The following is a 15,025-nucleotide window of genomic DNA, read 5'->3' on the forward strand; positions in this document are numbered from 1 at the left end:
CTTGGACCGGCGGTTTGAATATGGCTCCGGCGGCGCCGACAATGGCCGCCCCGCAGACCACCGGCCCTCGCACATGCCCATCCTCCGCATCACCGACCTCGACCTCGCCGGCAAGCGCGTGCTCGTCCGCCAGGACCTCAACGTGCCGGTGGCCGCGGGCCGCGTGACGTCCGACCAGCGCATCCTGGCCTCGTTGCCGACCCTGCGCGCGCTGCTCGACGCCGGCGCGGCGGTGATGGTGATGTCGCACCTCGGCCGTCCCGAGGAAGGAACCTGGAGCGAGGCCGATTCGCTGACACCGGTCGCGGCACGGCTGTCGGAGCTGCTCGGCCGCGAGGTGCCGCTGGTCCGTGACTACCTCGACGGCGCCGATGTCGCCCCGGGCCAGCTGGCGCTGCTCGAAAACTGCCGCATGAACATCGGCGAGAAGGCCGACGACGAGGCACTGGCGAAGCGCTATGCCGCCCTGTGCGACGTGTTCGTGATGGACGCCTTCGGCACCGCACACCGCGCCCAGGCCTCGACCCATGGCGTGATCCGCCACGCCGCCCGCGCCGCGGGCGGCCCGCTGCTGATGGCCGAACTCGATGCGCTGGGCAAGGCGCTGAAGGCCCCCGCGCGCCCGCTGCTCGCGATCGTGGCCGGTTCCAAGGTCTCGACCAAGCTCGAGCTGCTGTCGTCGCTGGTGGGCAAGGTCGACCAGCTGATCGTGGGTGGCGGCATCGCCAACACCTTCATCGCCGCCGAAGGCCACGCGGTCGGCACCTCGCTGCACGAGGCCGACCTCATCGATACCGCGAAGCAGATCATGGCCGATGCCCGCGCGCGCGGCGCCGACATCCCGGTGCCGACCGACGTGGTGGTGGCGCCGGCCTTCGCCGCCGACGCCCCGGCGACGGTGAAGGCGGTCGACGCCATCGACGCGGGCGACATGGTGCTCGACATCGGACCGGAGACCGCGGCGCGCTACGCCGCGCTGATCGCGAAGGCCGGCACCGTGGTCTGGAACGGCCCGGTGGGCGTGTTCGAGTTCGACGCCTTCGGCAAGGGCACGGAGACCCTGGCGCGTGCGATCGCCGCGTCTGATGCGTTCTCGATCGCCGGCGGCGGCGACACCCTGGCCGCGGTCGACAAGTACGGCATCGCTGGTGGCGTGTCCTACATTTCCACCGGTGGCGGCGCGTTCCTGGAGTTCCTGGAAGGCAAGACGCTGCCGGCGGTGGCGGCGCTGGAGCAGCGCGGCGGCTGAGGCGGACGGCGGGCCGCCGTTCGCCATGCGGCTCGGCTAGCATTGGGGCGCGTTCCCCGATCCGCTCCCACGAGACCCGCATGTCCGAATACCGCCGCGGTACCCGCATCCTCGCCACCCTCGGTCCGGCGACGGATGCGCCCGGAGTGCTCGACGCGCTGGTGCGCGCGGGCGTCAACGCGGTGCGGCTGAACCTGTCGCACGGCGAGCCGGCCGACCACGTCCGTCGCGCGCAGGAAATCCGAGACGCCGCGCGCCGGGCCGGGGTCGAGGTCGGCATCCTCGCCGACCTGCCGGGCCCGAAGATCCGCATCGACCGCTTCGCCGGAGGGCGCGTGCAGCTGCGCGCCGGCGAGCGCTTCGACCTCCACGCCCGCGCGGATGCCGCGCCGGGCGATGTGCATGGCGTCGGCGTGAGCTATCTCGGCCTGCCCGGTGATGTCGCCGAGGGCGACGTGCTGCTGCTCGACGACGGCATGGTGCAGCTGGGCGTGCTGGGGGTCGAGGGCGACACCATCGCCACCACCGTGCTCAACGACGGCGTGCTCTCCGACCGCAAGGGCCTCAACAAGCAGGGCGGCGGGCTGTCGCTGGGCGCGATCACCGACCACGACCGCGAGCTGATCGGCGTAGCCGCGGCGATCGGCGCCGACTTCATCGCGGTGTCGTTCTGCCGCAATGCCGAAGACATGCACGAGGCGCGTCGGATCGCGGAGGCCCACGGCAGCAATGCCGCCCTGGTGTCGAAGATCGAGCGCGCCGAGGCGATCGAGAACCTGGCCGAAATCATCGAGGCCAGCGACGTGGTGATGGTCGCCCGTGGCGACCTTGGCGTGGAGATCGGCGATGCGGAGCTTCCCGGGCTGCAGAAGAAGATCATCCGCGAGACCCTGGCCCGGCAGCGCGTGGTGATCACCGCCACGCAGATGCTGCAGTCGATGGTCGAGAGCCCGATGCCCACCCGCGCCGAGGTGCTCGACGTCGCCAACGCGGTGATCGACGGCACTGACGCGGTGATGCTGTCGGCCGAGACCGCGGCCGGCGCCTATCCGGTGAAGGCAGTGGAGGCGATGGCGCGCATCTGCGTCGGCGCCGAGAAGCAGTTCGAGCACGACACCGACTTCGAGCAGGCCCAGCGCGGCCTGCAGCGCGCCGACCAGGCGATCGCCATGGGCGCGATGTTCCTCAGCGAGCACATCGGCGTGGCGGCGATCGTGGCGATGACCGAGTCCGGCGGCACCGCTCGCTTCCTGTCGCGCTTCCGCTCCAGCGCGCCCATCTACGCCTTCTCGCGCCATGCCGATGCCCGCCGGCGCATGAGCCTGATGCGCGACGTGTTCCCGATGGCGCACGACAGCCGCGGCCAGAGCGCGCGCCAGGCCGCGCACGACGCCATGGGCCTGCTGGTGGCGGCCGGCCTGCTGTCGGCCGGGGACCGGGTGGTGTTCACCAGCGGGGAAACCATGGAAACCCACGGCGCGACCAATACGCTGCGCCTGCTGCAGGTGGGCGCCGACGGCGCCGCCCAGGGTCTCGGGACGCTCTGACCGCTCCCACAACAGCAGGCCTGGGGGTGGCTCCCTGCAAGGGCCGCCACCTGGGCAAACGGCTATACTGGGCGGCCCCGTCGCCAGCCCGGAGTTCCACAAGAATGAGCATCGAACAGCTTGCCGAGACCGCCCTCGCCATGGTTGCCCCGGGCAAGGGCATCATCGCGATCGACGAATCCACCGGCACGATCGCCAAGCGTTTCGCCGGCGTCGGCATCGAGAATACCGAGGAGAACCGCCGCGCCTACCGCGAGCTGCTCCTGACCACGCCGAACCTGTCCGACCACATCAGCGGCGCGATCCTGTTCGACGAGACCCTGCGCCAGAAGACGAAGGACGGCGTGCCCTTCGCGCAGTACATGTCCGACAACGGCATGATCCCGGGCATCAAGGTCGACAAGGGCACCCATGCCCTGGCCGGTTTCCCGGGCGAAGTGGTCACCGAAGGCCTCGACGGCCTGCGCGCGCGCCTCGAGGAGTACTACAAGCTCGGCGCCCGCTTCGCCAAGTGGCGCGCGGTGATCAACATCGGCGAGGACGTGCCCTCGGGCACCTGCATCGAGGCCAATGCCCACGCGCTGGCGCGCTACGCCGCGCTGTGCCAGGAGCAGGGCCTGGTGCCGATGGTCGAGCCCGAGGTGCTGATCGACGGCGACCACGACATCGACACCTGCTTCGAAGTCTCCGAGGTCACCCTGCGTGCGCTGTTCGATGCCCTGTACAACCAGAACGTGGCGCTCGAGGGCACGATCCTGAAGGCCTCGATGGTGCTGCCTGGCAAGGACAGCGACGACACCACCAGCGTCGAGGAAGTGGCCGAAGCCACCCTGATGTGCCTGAAGTCGTCCGTGCCGGCGATCCTCCCGGGCATCGTGTTCCTGTCCGGCGGCCAGTCCGACGATGACGCCACCGCGCATCTGGACGCCATGAACCGCATGGGCCCGAACCCGTGGCCGCTGTCGTTCTCCTACGGCCGCGCGATGCAGTCGGCCGCGCTGAAGCTGTGGTCGCAGGACCTGGTCAACAACTACGACAAGGCGCAGGCGACGGTGTTCGAGCGCGCCAAGGCCAACGGCCTGGCGGCCCTGGGGCAGTGGACCCGCGGCTGAGTGTTGCAGCGGCTGTCGCCGCGATTCCATGAAAAAGGGCGGCCCCAGGCCGCCCTTTTTCGTTGGACTACAGGGGCGGTCAGGGCAAGCCGGCCAACCATTCGTCATCACTCCCGTCGGACACGCCCTCGAACAGCGGCGTCGAGAAGTAGCGTTCGCCGGTATCGGGCAGCATCGCCAGGATCACCGCGCCGTCCTTCGCGCCCTTCGCCACCTCCAGCGCCGCCGCGACGGTGGCGCCGGCCGAGATCCCGACGAAGATGCCTTCCTCCGCCGCCAGCCTGCGCGCGGTGGCGATGGCCACGTCGTCCGCCACCGACAGCACGCGGTCGGCGATGTCGCGGTTGAGCACGTCGGGCACGAAGTCCGGGGTCCAGCCCTGGATCTTGTGCGGCGTGAATTCCGCGCCCTGCAGCAGCGCCGCCACGGCCGGCTCCGCCGCCACGACCTCGACTTCGGGACGCGCCAGCTTGAGCATCTCGCCGACGCCGGTGAGGGTGCCGCCGGTGCCCCAGCCGGTGACGAAGTGGTCGAGCCGGCGGCCGGCGAAGTCCTGCAGGATCTCCGCGGCCGTGGTGTTGCGGTGGTACGCCGGATTGGCCGGGTTGGCGAACTGGCTGGCGAGGAACCAGCCGTGCTCGTCGGCGAGTTCCTTCGCCCTGCGCACCATGCCGGTGCCGCGCTCGGCGGCGGGGGTCAGGATCACCCGCGCGCCGTAGGCACGCATCAGCTTGCGGCGTTCGACCGAGAAGCTTTCGGCCATCGTCGCCACGAAGGGATAGCCGCGCGCGGCGCAGATCATGGCCAGGGCGACGCCGGTGTTGCCCGAGGTCGCCTCGACTACGGTGTCACCGGGCTTCAGTACGCCGCGCTGCTCGGCGTCGAGGATGATGGCCAGTGCGAGACGGTCCTTGACCGAGCCGCCGGGGTTGAAGGATTCGACCTTGGCGTACAGCGCCACGCCGTCGGGCGCGAGGCGGTTCAGGCGCACGATGGGCGTGCGGCCGATGGTGTCGAGGATGCTTTCGTGGATCATGGCGTCGTCCTGCGTGAGTGGAGGGGACGTGCCGCCGGCCCGGGCCGCGGCGGGACCCAGAGTGCGCCGTAACGCACGAAGGCGCCACAGGTTGACCGGAACGCCGTATTCCACGCCCGGGCCTCATGGCATACGTCGTCGACACGGGGTGTCGATAGAATCGACCGCTTCATCTTCCCGTCGCCCCCGCAGAACATGTCCGAAGCCTCCACCCCTGTCCCCAGCCCCAGCCTCCGGGCCTGCTGCGCCGCCGTGCTCGCCCTGGTCCTCGCGGCCTGCGGGGCCGAGGGCGATGCGGGCGGCCGGGGCGGTCCGGCGCCGGCGGTGGTGACCACGGCCGCGGTCGCGGTGCAGCCGTTCAACGACCGCATCCGCGCGCTGGGCACGGTGAAGGCGCGGGAGTCGGTGGAGGTCACGGCCAAGGTCAGCGAGATCGTCGAGCGCGTGCACTTCGACAGCGGCGACATCGCCGTTGCCGGCGCCCCGCTGGTCACCCTGAGCGGCCAGCAGCAGCAGGCCTCGCTCGCGGCGGCGCGTGCCACGGCCAACGAGGCTGACAGCCTGCTCAAGCGGCAGCAGGAGCTGGCCGCGCAGCAGCTGATCGCACGCGCCACGCTCGATACCCAGCGTGCGACGCGTGACAGCGCCCTGGCGCAGGTGCGGCAGATCGAGGCCAACCTGGCTGACCGCGTGATCCGCGCGCCCTTCGCCGGCGTGCTCGGCATCCGCCAGGTCAGCCCGGGCACGTTGATCACGCCCGGCACCGTGATCGCCACGCTCGACGACCTGTCCTCGGTGTACGTCGATTTCCCGGTGCCCGAGGCGCACCTGGCGCACGTCGCCGATGGCCAGCGCATCACCGGCACCAGCACCGCCTGGCGCGGCCGCGGCTTCGAGGGCGTGGTCAGCAACGTCGGTTCGCGCGTAGACCCGACCAGCCGTGCCTTCAGCGTGCGCGCCGATTTCGCCAATCCCGAGCGCCTGCTGCGCCCGGGCATGCTGATGCAGATCGAACTCGAGCGCGCCGAGCGCGAGGCCCTGCTGGTGCCGGAGATCGCCGTGGTCCAGGTGGGTCGCGAATCCTTCGTGTACCGGGTCCGGCCGGACGACACGGTCGAGCAGGTCGTGGTCGGCCTCGGTTCGCGCGCGGCCGGCATGGCCGAGATCGTGGCGGGCATCGAGCCCGGCGACCGCATCGTGATCGACGGCACCGGCAAGCTGCGCGACGGCAGCCCGATCGTCGAGGCCGGGCCGGGCGTCGTCGATACCGACGAGGCCGCCGCACCCGGCGAGGGCTGAGCCATGCTGCTGTCCGATCTTTCCATCCGCCGGCCCGTGTTTGCCACGGTGATGAGCCTGATGCTGATGGTGATCGGCATCATGGCGTTCTCGCGCCTGACCCTGCGCGAACTGCCGGCGATCGATCCGCCGATCGTCTCCGTCGACGTCAATTACCCCGGCGCCTCGGCGGCGGTGGTCGAGACCCGCGTCACCCAGGTGCTGGAGGACGCGCTGTCGGGCATCGAGGGCATCGAGACCCTGCAGTCGCGCAGCCGCAACGGGCGCGCGTCGGTGACCCTGGAGTTCACTCTCAACCGCGACATCGAGGCCGCCGCCAACGACGTGCGCGACGCCATCAGCGGCGTCGCCGACCGCATGCCCGACGAGGCCGATCCGCCCGAGGTGGAGAAGGCCGACAGCGATTCGGACACCATCATCTGGCTCAACATGAGCTCGGCGTCGATGGACACGCTGGAGCTGTCCGACTACGCCGACCGCTACATCGTCGACCGCCTGTCGAGCCTGGACGGCGTCGCCCAGGTCCGCATCGGCGGCCGCCAGCGCTACGCCATGCGGGTGTGGCTGGACAGCGCGGCGATGGCCGCGCGCGGCATCACCCCCAACGACATCGAGGCCGCGCTGCGCGCGGAGAACGTCGAGCTCCCCGCCGGTCGCATCGAGTCCGGCAGCCGCGACTTCACCCTGCGCGTGGAGCGCAGCTACGTCGAGCCGGCGGATTTCGAAGTGATGCCGCTGCGCAAGGGCGACGACGGCTACGTGGTGCGCCTGGGCGACGTCGCCGACATCGAGCTGGCATCCGCCGAGCGCCGCGCCTACTACCACAGCAACGGCCAGCCGAACATCGGCTTGGGCATCGTCAAGACCTCGACCGCGAATGCGCTCGACGTCACGCGCTCCGCACGGGCGGCGGCCGTGGAGATCCAGAAGTCGCTGCCCGAGGGCACCGACATCTTCGTCGCCTACGACGACACGGTGTTCATCGAGGAATCGATCAAGCGCGTGTACTGGACGCTGGCAGAGGCCATCGCCCTGGTGCTGATCGTGATCTGGCTGTTCCTGGGCAGTTTCCGCGCCGCGCTGATCCCGGCGGTGACGGTGCCGGTGTGCCTGCTGGCGGCCTTCATCCCGCTGTTGCTGTTCGGCTACTCGATCAACCTGCTGACGCTGCTGGCGCTGGTGTTGGCGATCGGCCTGGTGGTGGACGACGCCATCGTGGTGCTGGAAAACATCCAGCGTCGCGTCGACCTCGGCGAGCCGCGGCTGGTGGCCTCGGTGCGCGGCACGAAGCAGGTGGCCTTCGCGGTGATCGCGACCACGACCGTGCTGGTGGCCGTGTTCCTGCCCGTCGGTTTCATGGAAGGCAATACCGGTCGCCTGTTCCGCGAACTTTCGGTGGCGCTGGCCGGCGCGGTGGCGCTGTCGGCGTTCGTCGCGCTGACGCTGACGCCGATGATGGCCTCGAAGATGGTGCGCCCGCAGACCGAGGAGAAGTCGAACCCGGTGAACCGCTGGTTCAACGCGCGCCTGGCGTCGGTGACCGCGGGCTACGGGCGCAGCCTGCAGTGGATGGCCGGGCTGCGTTCGCGGCAGGTGTTCGGTGGCGTGATGCTGGTGATGCTGGCCTGCCTGGCGGCGGCCTGGGGCCTGTCGCGGCTGGTGCCCTCCGAGCTTGCGCCGGCCGAGGACCGCGGCTCGTTCTTCGTGTCCATCGTCGGCCCGGAGGGCGCGGGCTACGACTACACGGTGGAGCAGGTGCGCGAGGTGGAGAAGGTGTTCGCCGCGCGCGTGGCCGAGGACGGCTCTGCGATCCGCCGCTACAACACGCGTGCGCCGGGCGGCTGGGGTGCGAGCGAGGAAATGCACACCGGCAACGTGATCGTGTTCCTGGAGGACTGGGACAAGCGCGAGCAGAGCACGGCCGAAGTCGCCGAGTCGCTGCGCGCCGAGCTCGACACGCTCAGCGGCGTGCAGGCGCAGCCGCGCGTGGGCGGCGGCCTGGTCGGCAGCCGCGGGCAGCCGATCCAGATGGTGCTGGGTGGCCCAGAGTACGAGGAGATCGCGGCGTGGCGCGATGTCGTCATGCAGCGCATGGAGGCGCATCCCGGTTTCTTCTCGGTCGACTCCGACTACAAGGAAACCCGGCCGCAGATGCGCGTGGTGATCGACCGTGTGCGCGCCGCCGACCTCGGCGTGAGCGTCACCGACATCGGCCGCGCGCTGGAAACGATGATGGGCAGCCGCCGCGTCACCACCTTCGTGCAGGACGGCGAGGAGTACGACGTGCTGGTGCAGGCCGGGCGCTCGGGCCGCGCCGAGCCCGCGGACCTCGCTGCGATCGAAGTGCGCGCGCGCAGCGGCGAGCTGGTGCCGCTGTCGAACCTGGTCACCCTGAGCGAGCTTGCCGAAGCCGGCAGCCTCAACCGCTTCAACCGCATGCGCGCGATCACCATCAGCGCCGGCCTCGCCCCCGGCTACCCGATGGGCGATGCGCTCGCCTTCCTCGACGACCTGGTGCGCACCGAGCTGCCCGATTACGCCCAGGTCGCCTGGAAGGGCGAGTCGCGCGAGTTCCAGAAGGCCGGTGGCGCCGTGCTGCTGACCTTCACCCTGGCGCTGCTGGTGGTTTACCTGGTGATGGCGGCGCAGTTCGAGAGCTTCATCCATCCCTTCGTGATCATGCTGACGGTGCCCCTGGGCGTACTCGGCGCGCTGATCGGACTCGCACTGACAGGAGGCACGCTGAATCTCTTCAGCCAGATCGGCGTGGTGATGCTGGTGGGGCTGGCGGCGAAGAACGGCATCCTGATCGTCGAGTTCGCCAACCAGCTGCGCGACGAGGGGCGCAACGTGGCCCAGGCCATCGTCGAGTCGTCCACGGTGCGCCTGCGGCCGATCCTGATGACCTCGATCGCGACCGCGGCGGGCGCCCTGCCGCTGGTGCTGGCGGGCGGGCCGGGCTCGGCCAGCCGCGCCACCATCGGCGTGGTGGTGATCGCGGGCGTGGCCTTCTCGACCCTGCTGTCGCTGTTCGTGGTGCCGGCGTTCTACACCCTGCTGGCGCCGTTCACGCGCTCGCCCGAGGCCGTGGCCCATGAGCTCGCGCGCCAGCAGCGCGAGGTTCCGAGCGTGGGCGGCCACGCCTGAGGCGCTCCGCCCCGCGGGCGGCTGTGCATCCGGAGGGGTTGCGTCGCGCAGCCCCTTCGCGTTTGTGTCCCGATCGTGGAGAATCGGGACGGTTCCGGCCCGGGCAACGCGGCGCCGGTGCATCGACGTCGTCCATCCCGGAGCCAGCCTTTGGAACAGATCCTCGATTTCATCAACGCCATCATCTGGAGCAAGGGGCTGATCGCGCTCTGTCTCGGTGCGGGCCTGTGGTTCTCCTTCCGCACGCGCTTCATGCAGGTGCGCGGTATCGTCGAAATGACGCGCCTGACCTTCAGCGGCCAGAAGTCGGATGCGGGCGTGTCCTCGTTCCAGGCGCTGTCGCTGTCGATGGCCGGGCGCATCGGCATCGGCAACATCGCCGGCGTGGCCACCGCGATCGCATTCGGCGGTCCCGGCGCGATCTTCTGGATGTGGGTGATGGGCTTCCTTGGCGCATCGACCTCGTACATCGAGTGTTCGCTGGCGCAGATCTACAAGGAAAAGGACAACGAGGGCCGCTATCGCGGCGGTCCGGCGTACTACATCGAGAAGGGCCTGGGCCTGAAGTGGTATGCGGTCGCATTCGCGGTGGCCACGCTGCTCGCTGCCGGCCTGTTGATGCCAGGCGTGCAGGCCAATGCCATCGCCGACGGCATCGCCAATGCCTGCCAGGGCGGCGCGCTGTGCGGTGACCTCGGCGGCCAGTGGATGGGCATGCCCGCACGCGACGCGCTGAAGCTCGGCGTGGGCGTGGTGGTGGCCTGCCTGTTGGCGATGATCATCTTCGGCGGCGTGAAGCGCATCGCGGCCTTCGCCGAGCTGGTGGTGCCGTTCATGGCGATCGCATACATCTGCACCGCCGTGTTCGTGATGGTCGTGAACTACGAGTTCGTGCCGGACATGTTCCGCATCATCTTCAGCAGCGCCTTCGGCATGCACGCCGGCTTCGGCGCGATGCTCGGCCTGGCGGTGGAGTGGGGCGTGCGCCGCGGCGTCTACGCCAACGAGGCCGGACAGGGCACTGGTCCGCATGCGGCCGCGGCGGCCGAGGTCTCGCACCCGGCCAAGCAGGGCTATGTGCAGGCCTGGGCGATCTACTTCGACACCATGCTGATCTGCACCTCGACCGCGTTCCTGGTGCTGGCCACCGGCATGTACAACGTGCAGTTGCCCGACGGCACGCTGGTGCACGAGGCCCTGCCCGGCATCGAGGCCGGCGCCGGCTTCGTGCAGAACGGCATCGACACCGTGCTGCCGGGCTGGGGCTCGGGCTTCGTGGCGCTGGCGCTGTTCTTCTTCGCGTTCACCACGATCATGGCCTATTACTACATGGCCGAAACCAACCTCACCTACCTCAACGGCCACAAGACGCGGCCTTTGGCCACGACGCTGCTGCGCCTGGCGATCATCGGCATGGTCGTCTTCGGCGCGTACCACAACGCGAAGACGGCATGGGCGCTGGGTGACATCGGCGTGGGCCTGATGGCCTGGCTCAACATCGTCGCGCTGTTCCTGCTGCAGAAGCCGGCGCTGGCGGCGCTGCGCGACTACGAAGTGCAGAAGAAGGCCGGCAAGGAGCCGGTCTTCGATCCGGAGGCGCTGGGCATCCGCAACGCGACCTTCTGGATGCGGAAGAAGTAGGGATGGCAAAGGCCGGCGCTGCCGATGAGATCCGCCTGCACGGCTTCAACGCCGTGCAGGCCGTGTTTGCGCGCCGCCCGACGGCGATCCGCAAGCTGTACCTGGCGCAGGCGCTGATCCCGCGCCTGCAGCCACTGCTGAAGTGGTGCGTCGCAAACCGCGTCGGCTACCGCGTGGTGGAGGAAGACGACCTGCGCAAGCTGGCGGCCAGCAGCCATCACGAGGGCGTGGTCGCCGACGTGCTGCGCGAGGCACCGGTGGCGCTCACCACGTGGCTGGACGACCTGGGCGAAGGCCCGGCCTGCGCGCTGTGGCTGGATGGCGTCGGCAACCCGCACAACCTCGGCGCGATCCTGCGCTCGGCGGCGAACTTCGGCGCCTCGGTGCTGCTGCCCAAGCATTCGCCGCTGCAGCTGTCGGGCGCGGCGGCACGCGTTGCCGAGGGCGGCGCGGAAGCCGTGCCGCTGGTGCGCCTGGGGCGCGAGGACAACGCCATCGCCCAGCTGCGCGGTGCCGGCTTCGCGCTGGCGGCGACGCTGGTGCGCGGCGGCGACGACGCCTTCGCCGTGCCGCTTCCGCAGCGTCTGGTCTTTGTGCTCGGCCACGAAGGCGAAGGCATGTCGCCGGCGCTTGCCGACGCCTGCGACCTGCGCATGTCGATCCCGGGCACCGGCGCCGTGGAAAGCCTCAACGTCGCCGCCGCCACCGCAGTGCTCCTCGCCCGCTGGTGGCAGTCCGTCGCCAACGCGCCCTAGGCGGCTGGCGGGGAAAGCCTTTTGCCACGGATTTACGCGGATAACACGGATCCGTCCGAAGCCAGGGCCGGCACAACGCCATGCACCCAACGCTTTTTCCTTATGGCTCCCTGCACCACTCTTGCCTCGGCTAGATCCGTGTTATCCGCGTAAATCCGTGGCAAAAAAGCTCTTGCTCCATGTTGGCGAACCGAGCTGACGCGGCTTTGCCGCGGTGAAGTGTCAGGGAGCTGCGACCGGGGCGCTGCCGAAGTCGCCTTCCGCCTCGGCCGCCAGCCAGGCGAACACGGCATAGGCCGCCGCGTTCTGCGCCAGCGCGGCCGGGTCGATCTTGTCGAGGGTGTCGTCGGGCGTGTGGTGGAGGTCGAAATAGTCGCTGCCGTCCTGGCCAAGCCAGGCCCAGGCCGCGCCCTTGCCCGTGATCGGGATGAGATCGGGACCCGGGCCGCCCGCGTCGGAGCGTTCTATTCCCAGCGGCGCCAGCGCCTCGGCAATGCGCGCTTCAGCGGCGTCGGCATGCGCGGGCGCGCTGGTGTTGAAGGCATAGATGCGCCCGGCGCCGAAATCGCTCTCGGCCACGATCTGGTGGCGGGTGATGTCGGCGGCGTGCGCGTCGGCGTAGGCGTAGCCACCGTGCAGCCCCTGTTCCTCGTTGGCGAAGGCGACCACGCGGAGGCTGCGCGCCGGGCGGCGCTCGAGGGCGGCGACATGCACCGCCGCGGCCATGGTGATGCCGATGCCAGCGGCGTCGTCGACGGCGCCGGTACCCAGATCCCAGGAGTCGAGGTGGGCGCCGAGCAGCACCACTTCGTCCGGGCGGCTGGCGCCGGTCATCTCGCCGATCACGTTCTGCGAGGTGTATTCGCCGTCCCAGCCACTGTCCAGGGCCAGGCGCATCCGCACCGGCCCGCGCTGAAGCAGTCGGGCGAGCTGGTCGGCATCGGGTACGGCAAGTGCGGCGGACGGCACCGGCTGCAGGCCCTCGTCGAAGCGGGTGATGCCGGTGTGCGGATTGCGGTGCGAGTCGGTGCCGGCCGAACGCATGACGAATCCCGCGGCGCCGGCGCGGATCGCCTCCGACGGTCCGCGGCTGCGCACGCGCGAGCCCGGGCCGTAGCCGCTGCCGTCGCGTGCGCGCTCCATCCGGTAGTCGACGAAGGCGATCTTCCCGACCAGCGAGCCCGCGGACGCGGCTTCGAGCGCGGCGAGGTCGGCGAAGCGGACCACTTCGGCTTCCACGATGCCGCCGGGGCTGCCCCCCAGCGCGGTCAAGGCCAGCGGCTGCGCGTGGGCCCCAAGGACTTCAGCGCTTTCGCTGCGCCGGACCCACTTCGGGAAGGTGACGGGCTCGGTCCAGACGCGGTCGAACCCGAGCTCGGCGAACTTGGCCTTTGCCCATTCCACTGCGCGCGCATCGGCCTCGCTGCCGGCCAGGCGCGGGCCGACCTCGGTGGTGAGCGACTCGGTGATGTCCCAGGCCAGGCTGCTGGCCAGCGCGGTGTCGCGCAGACCCGCGACAAGGGCCATGGCTTCGTCCGGGATGCGGGTTTCAGCGCGGGGCGGCGTGGCGTCCACGGCAGCATCAGCGGCAGTGGCGGGGAAGGTGGCGGCGGCGATGGCCGCGGCGAGCAACATCGGGACCAGGCGCATGGCGCTCCGCTGCAAAAAGGACGGGGTCGCGAGCTTAGCAACTCGCGACCCCGTGCCAATGTGCGACAAGTCCCCCCTGCGGGCAGCGCGCTACTTCTTCAGCGAATCGCGGATCTCGCGCAGCAGCAGGACGTCTTCCGACGGCGCTTCCGGAACCGGCGCTTCCTCCGGCTTGCGGTTGAGGCGGTTGATCGCCTTGACCACCATGAAGATCGCGAAGGCGACGATGGTGAACTGGATCAGCGCATTGATGAACTCGCCGTAGCCGATCACCACCGCGGGTACGGCCTTGCCGGCGGCGTCCACCGTCGCTGCCTTCAGGGTGATGACAAGTTCGGAGAAGTCGACCCCGCCGATCAGCAGGCCGATCGGCGGCATGATCACGTTGTCCACCAGCACCGTCACGATCCTGCCGAAGGCCGCGCCGATGACCACGCCAACCGCGAGGTCGATGACGTTGCCGCGCATCGCGAATTCCTTGAACTCACTCATCATTCCCATCGCGGATCTCCCTGGTTGGCGGTGGTGGCGTGCCTAGCCTACACGCGGCGGCGCGATCCGGCAGCGCAGCACGATGGCATCGCCCAGGCGCGCTTCGCACATGTCGCCGGGCGACAGGGCGGCGACGCCCGCGGGGGTGCCCATGAACACCAGGTCGCCCGCGCGCAGTGCATAGAGCCTGGACAGTTCGTGGAGGATGTCGGGCACGTCCCAGATCAGGCCCGACAGCGGGGCGGCCTGGCGCTCCTGGCCGTTCACGGCCAGCGACAGGCGCAGCGGCGCCAGTGCGCCAATATCGGCGGCGGGCACCAACTCGCTCAGCGGTGCCGATTCGTCGAAGCCCTTGCCCGTGTCCCAGGGCAGGCCGGCCTTCTTCGCCGCGGCCTGCAGGTCGCGACGGGTCAGGTCGAGGCCGACGCCGTAGGCGAAGACCAGTGACTGCGCCGCATCCCGGTCCAGCACGCCGTCGGGCGCGTCGCGGCCCAGCGCCACCACCAGTTCCACTTCGTGGTGCAGGTCGGCGGTGGCGGGCGGGTAGTGCACCGTGCCTCCGGTCACCACGGCGTCGCCCGGCTTCATGAAGAACACGGGCGTGCCGCGCTCGGCCTTCGATGCCGGCGCCTGCGCGCCCATTTCGCGCGCATGGTCGGCGAAGTTGCGGCCCACGCAGTACACGCGGCGCACGGGAAAGCTGCCGCCGCCGCGGACCGGCACGCGGACGGGCGCCGGCGCGGGGATCACGTCGGACATGGAGTGCTCCAGGGAAGGTGTCGCAGGGGGCTCAGTAGGGCAGCGTGTGCACCGGCTTGTCGACGACGCGGTACTCGGCGTCGACCACGTTGCCGGCGCGCACCTGCGGCTTGGCGCGCCCGCCCAGCAGGCGGCGCGCGAGGCCGGCGGCGAGCATCGCCGTGCCGACCACCACGCCGACCACCAGCAGCACGCCCAGCAGCGCCAGCCCGAGCAGGCCGACGGCCAGGCGCAGGAGCGGATGCCGGGGCTTGCGCGGCGCGAACATGGCGCCGAACTGGCTGGCATCGAAGCGAGCGTGGGCGTGGCGGAAAGTGCGGTTGATCATGCGGAAGTGC

Annotated in this window: 12 protein-coding genes; 7 read left to right on the forward strand and 5 right to left on the reverse strand. The window is 70.2% G+C overall.

What is annotated here, in order from left to right:
* The first annotated feature begins 73 nt into the window (after positions 1 to 73).
* The 3 genes from ACW5E8_RS01305 (at position 74) to ACW5E8_RS01315 (ending at position 3,908) form a co-directional block, all read left to right on the forward strand.
* Positions 74 to 1,249 (forward strand): phosphoglycerate kinase, encoded by a 1,176-nt coding sequence (locus tag ACW5E8_RS01305; protein WP_456963701.1) that lies wholly within the window; start codon positions 74 to 76, stop codon positions 1,247 to 1,249.
* A gap of 80 nt (positions 1,250 to 1,329) precedes the next feature.
* A complete protein-coding gene (pyk, locus tag ACW5E8_RS01310; RefSeq protein WP_456963702.1) occupies positions 1,330 to 2,796 on the forward strand; it encodes a pyruvate kinase in 1,467 nt (488 codons plus the stop codon).
* Between the two features lie 104 nt (positions 2,797 to 2,900).
* A complete protein-coding gene (locus tag ACW5E8_RS01315; protein WP_456963703.1) occupies positions 2,901 to 3,908 on the forward strand; it encodes a class I fructose-bisphosphate aldolase in 1,008 nt (335 codons plus the stop codon).
* Between the two features lie 79 nt (positions 3,909 to 3,987).
* Here the strand turns inward: ACW5E8_RS01315 and cysK are convergent, their stop codons facing one another.
* Positions 3,988 to 4,944 (reverse strand): cysteine synthase A, encoded by a 957-nt coding sequence (gene cysK, locus ACW5E8_RS01320; RefSeq protein WP_456963704.1) that lies wholly within the window; start codon positions 4,942 to 4,944, stop codon positions 3,988 to 3,990.
* A 195-nt stretch (positions 4,945 to 5,139) separates the two neighbouring features.
* Between cysK and ACW5E8_RS01325 the strand changes: the two genes are divergently transcribed.
* The 4 genes from ACW5E8_RS01325 (at position 5,140) to ACW5E8_RS01340 (ending at position 11,786) form a co-directional block, all read left to right on the forward strand.
* Positions 5,140 to 6,243, forward strand: coding sequence for an efflux RND transporter periplasmic adaptor subunit (locus ACW5E8_RS01325; RefSeq protein ID WP_456963705.1), 1,104 nt, complete (start codon positions 5,140 to 5,142; stop codon positions 6,241 to 6,243).
* A 3-nt stretch (positions 6,244 to 6,246) separates the two neighbouring features.
* Positions 6,247 to 9,390 carry an efflux RND transporter permease subunit gene (locus tag ACW5E8_RS01330; protein ID WP_456963706.1) on the forward strand — a complete coding sequence of 1,048 codons (3,144 nt, stop codon included), beginning with the start codon at positions 6,247 to 6,249 and terminating at the stop codon, positions 9,388 to 9,390.
* 150 nt (positions 9,391 to 9,540) lie between these two features.
* The gene (locus tag ACW5E8_RS01335) at positions 9,541 to 11,031 is read left to right on the forward strand and encodes an alanine/glycine:cation symporter family protein (RefSeq protein WP_456963707.1); all 1,491 of its coding nucleotides are present in this window, start codon (positions 9,541 to 9,543) and stop codon (positions 11,029 to 11,031) included.
* Between the two features lie 2 nt (positions 11,032 to 11,033).
* On the forward strand, positions 11,034 to 11,786 hold the full coding sequence (locus ACW5E8_RS01340; protein ID WP_456963708.1) for a TrmH family RNA methyltransferase: 753 nt from the start codon (positions 11,034 to 11,036) through the stop codon (positions 11,784 to 11,786).
* Positions 11,787 to 12,008: 222 nt separating this feature from the next.
* Here ACW5E8_RS01340 and ACW5E8_RS01345 read toward each other — a convergent pair whose 3' ends face one another.
* From ACW5E8_RS01345 to ACW5E8_RS01360, 4 genes are all read right to left on the reverse strand, one after another.
* On the reverse strand, positions 12,009 to 13,436 hold the full coding sequence (locus ACW5E8_RS01345; RefSeq protein WP_456963709.1) for a M28 family peptidase: 1,428 nt from the start codon (positions 13,434 to 13,436) through the stop codon (positions 12,009 to 12,011).
* A 90-nt stretch (positions 13,437 to 13,526) separates the two neighbouring features.
* A complete protein-coding gene (gene mscL, locus ACW5E8_RS01350) occupies positions 13,527 to 13,937 on the reverse strand; it encodes a large-conductance mechanosensitive channel protein MscL (RefSeq protein ID WP_456963710.1) in 411 nt (136 codons plus the stop codon).
* A gap of 33 nt (positions 13,938 to 13,970) precedes the next feature.
* Entirely contained in the window at positions 13,971 to 14,687 is a 717-nt protein-coding gene (locus tag ACW5E8_RS01355) for a fumarylacetoacetate hydrolase family protein (RefSeq protein ID WP_456963711.1), read from the reverse strand.
* Between the two features lie 31 nt (positions 14,688 to 14,718).
* Positions 14,719 to 15,015, reverse strand: coding sequence for a hypothetical protein (locus ACW5E8_RS01360; RefSeq protein WP_456963713.1), 297 nt, complete (start codon positions 15,013 to 15,015; stop codon positions 14,719 to 14,721).
* Between the last annotated feature and the right edge of the window lie 10 nt (positions 15,016 to 15,025).

The sequence above is a fragment of the Luteimonas sp. A649 genome (genome assembly GCF_054072735.1).

Excerpts from the sequence above, each read along its gene's own strand:
- ACW5E8_RS01305 (WP_456963701.1), top strand. The coding sequence starts at position 74 with ATGCCCATCCTCCGCATCACCGACCTCGACCTCGCCGGCAAGCGCGTG.
- pyk (WP_456963702.1), top strand. The coding sequence starts at position 1,330 with ATGTCCGAATACCGCCGCGGTACCCGCATCCTCGCCACCCTCGGTCCG.
- ACW5E8_RS01315 (WP_456963703.1), top strand. The coding sequence starts at position 2,901 with ATGAGCATCGAACAGCTTGCCGAGACCGCCCTCGCCATGGTTGCCCCG.
- cysK (WP_456963704.1), bottom strand. The coding sequence starts at position 4,944 with ATGATCCACGAAAGCATCCTCGACACCATCGGCCGCACGCCCATCGTG.
- ACW5E8_RS01325 (WP_456963705.1), top strand. The coding sequence starts at position 5,140 with ATGTCCGAAGCCTCCACCCCTGTCCCCAGCCCCAGCCTCCGGGCCTGC.
- ACW5E8_RS01330 (WP_456963706.1), top strand. The coding sequence starts at position 6,247 with ATGCTGCTGTCCGATCTTTCCATCCGCCGGCCCGTGTTTGCCACGGTG.
- ACW5E8_RS01340 (WP_456963708.1), top strand. The coding sequence starts at position 11,034 with ATGGCAAAGGCCGGCGCTGCCGATGAGATCCGCCTGCACGGCTTCAAC.
- ACW5E8_RS01345 (WP_456963709.1), bottom strand. The coding sequence starts at position 13,436 with ATGCGCCTGGTCCCGATGTTGCTCGCCGCGGCCATCGCCGCCGCCACC.
- mscL (WP_456963710.1), bottom strand. The coding sequence starts at position 13,937 with ATGGGAATGATGAGTGAGTTCAAGGAATTCGCGATGCGCGGCAACGTC.
- ACW5E8_RS01355 (WP_456963711.1), bottom strand. The coding sequence starts at position 14,687 with ATGTCCGACGTGATCCCCGCGCCGGCGCCCGTCCGCGTGCCGGTCCGC.
- ACW5E8_RS01360 (WP_456963713.1), bottom strand. The coding sequence starts at position 15,015 with ATGATCAACCGCACTTTCCGCCACGCCCACGCTCGCTTCGATGCCAGC.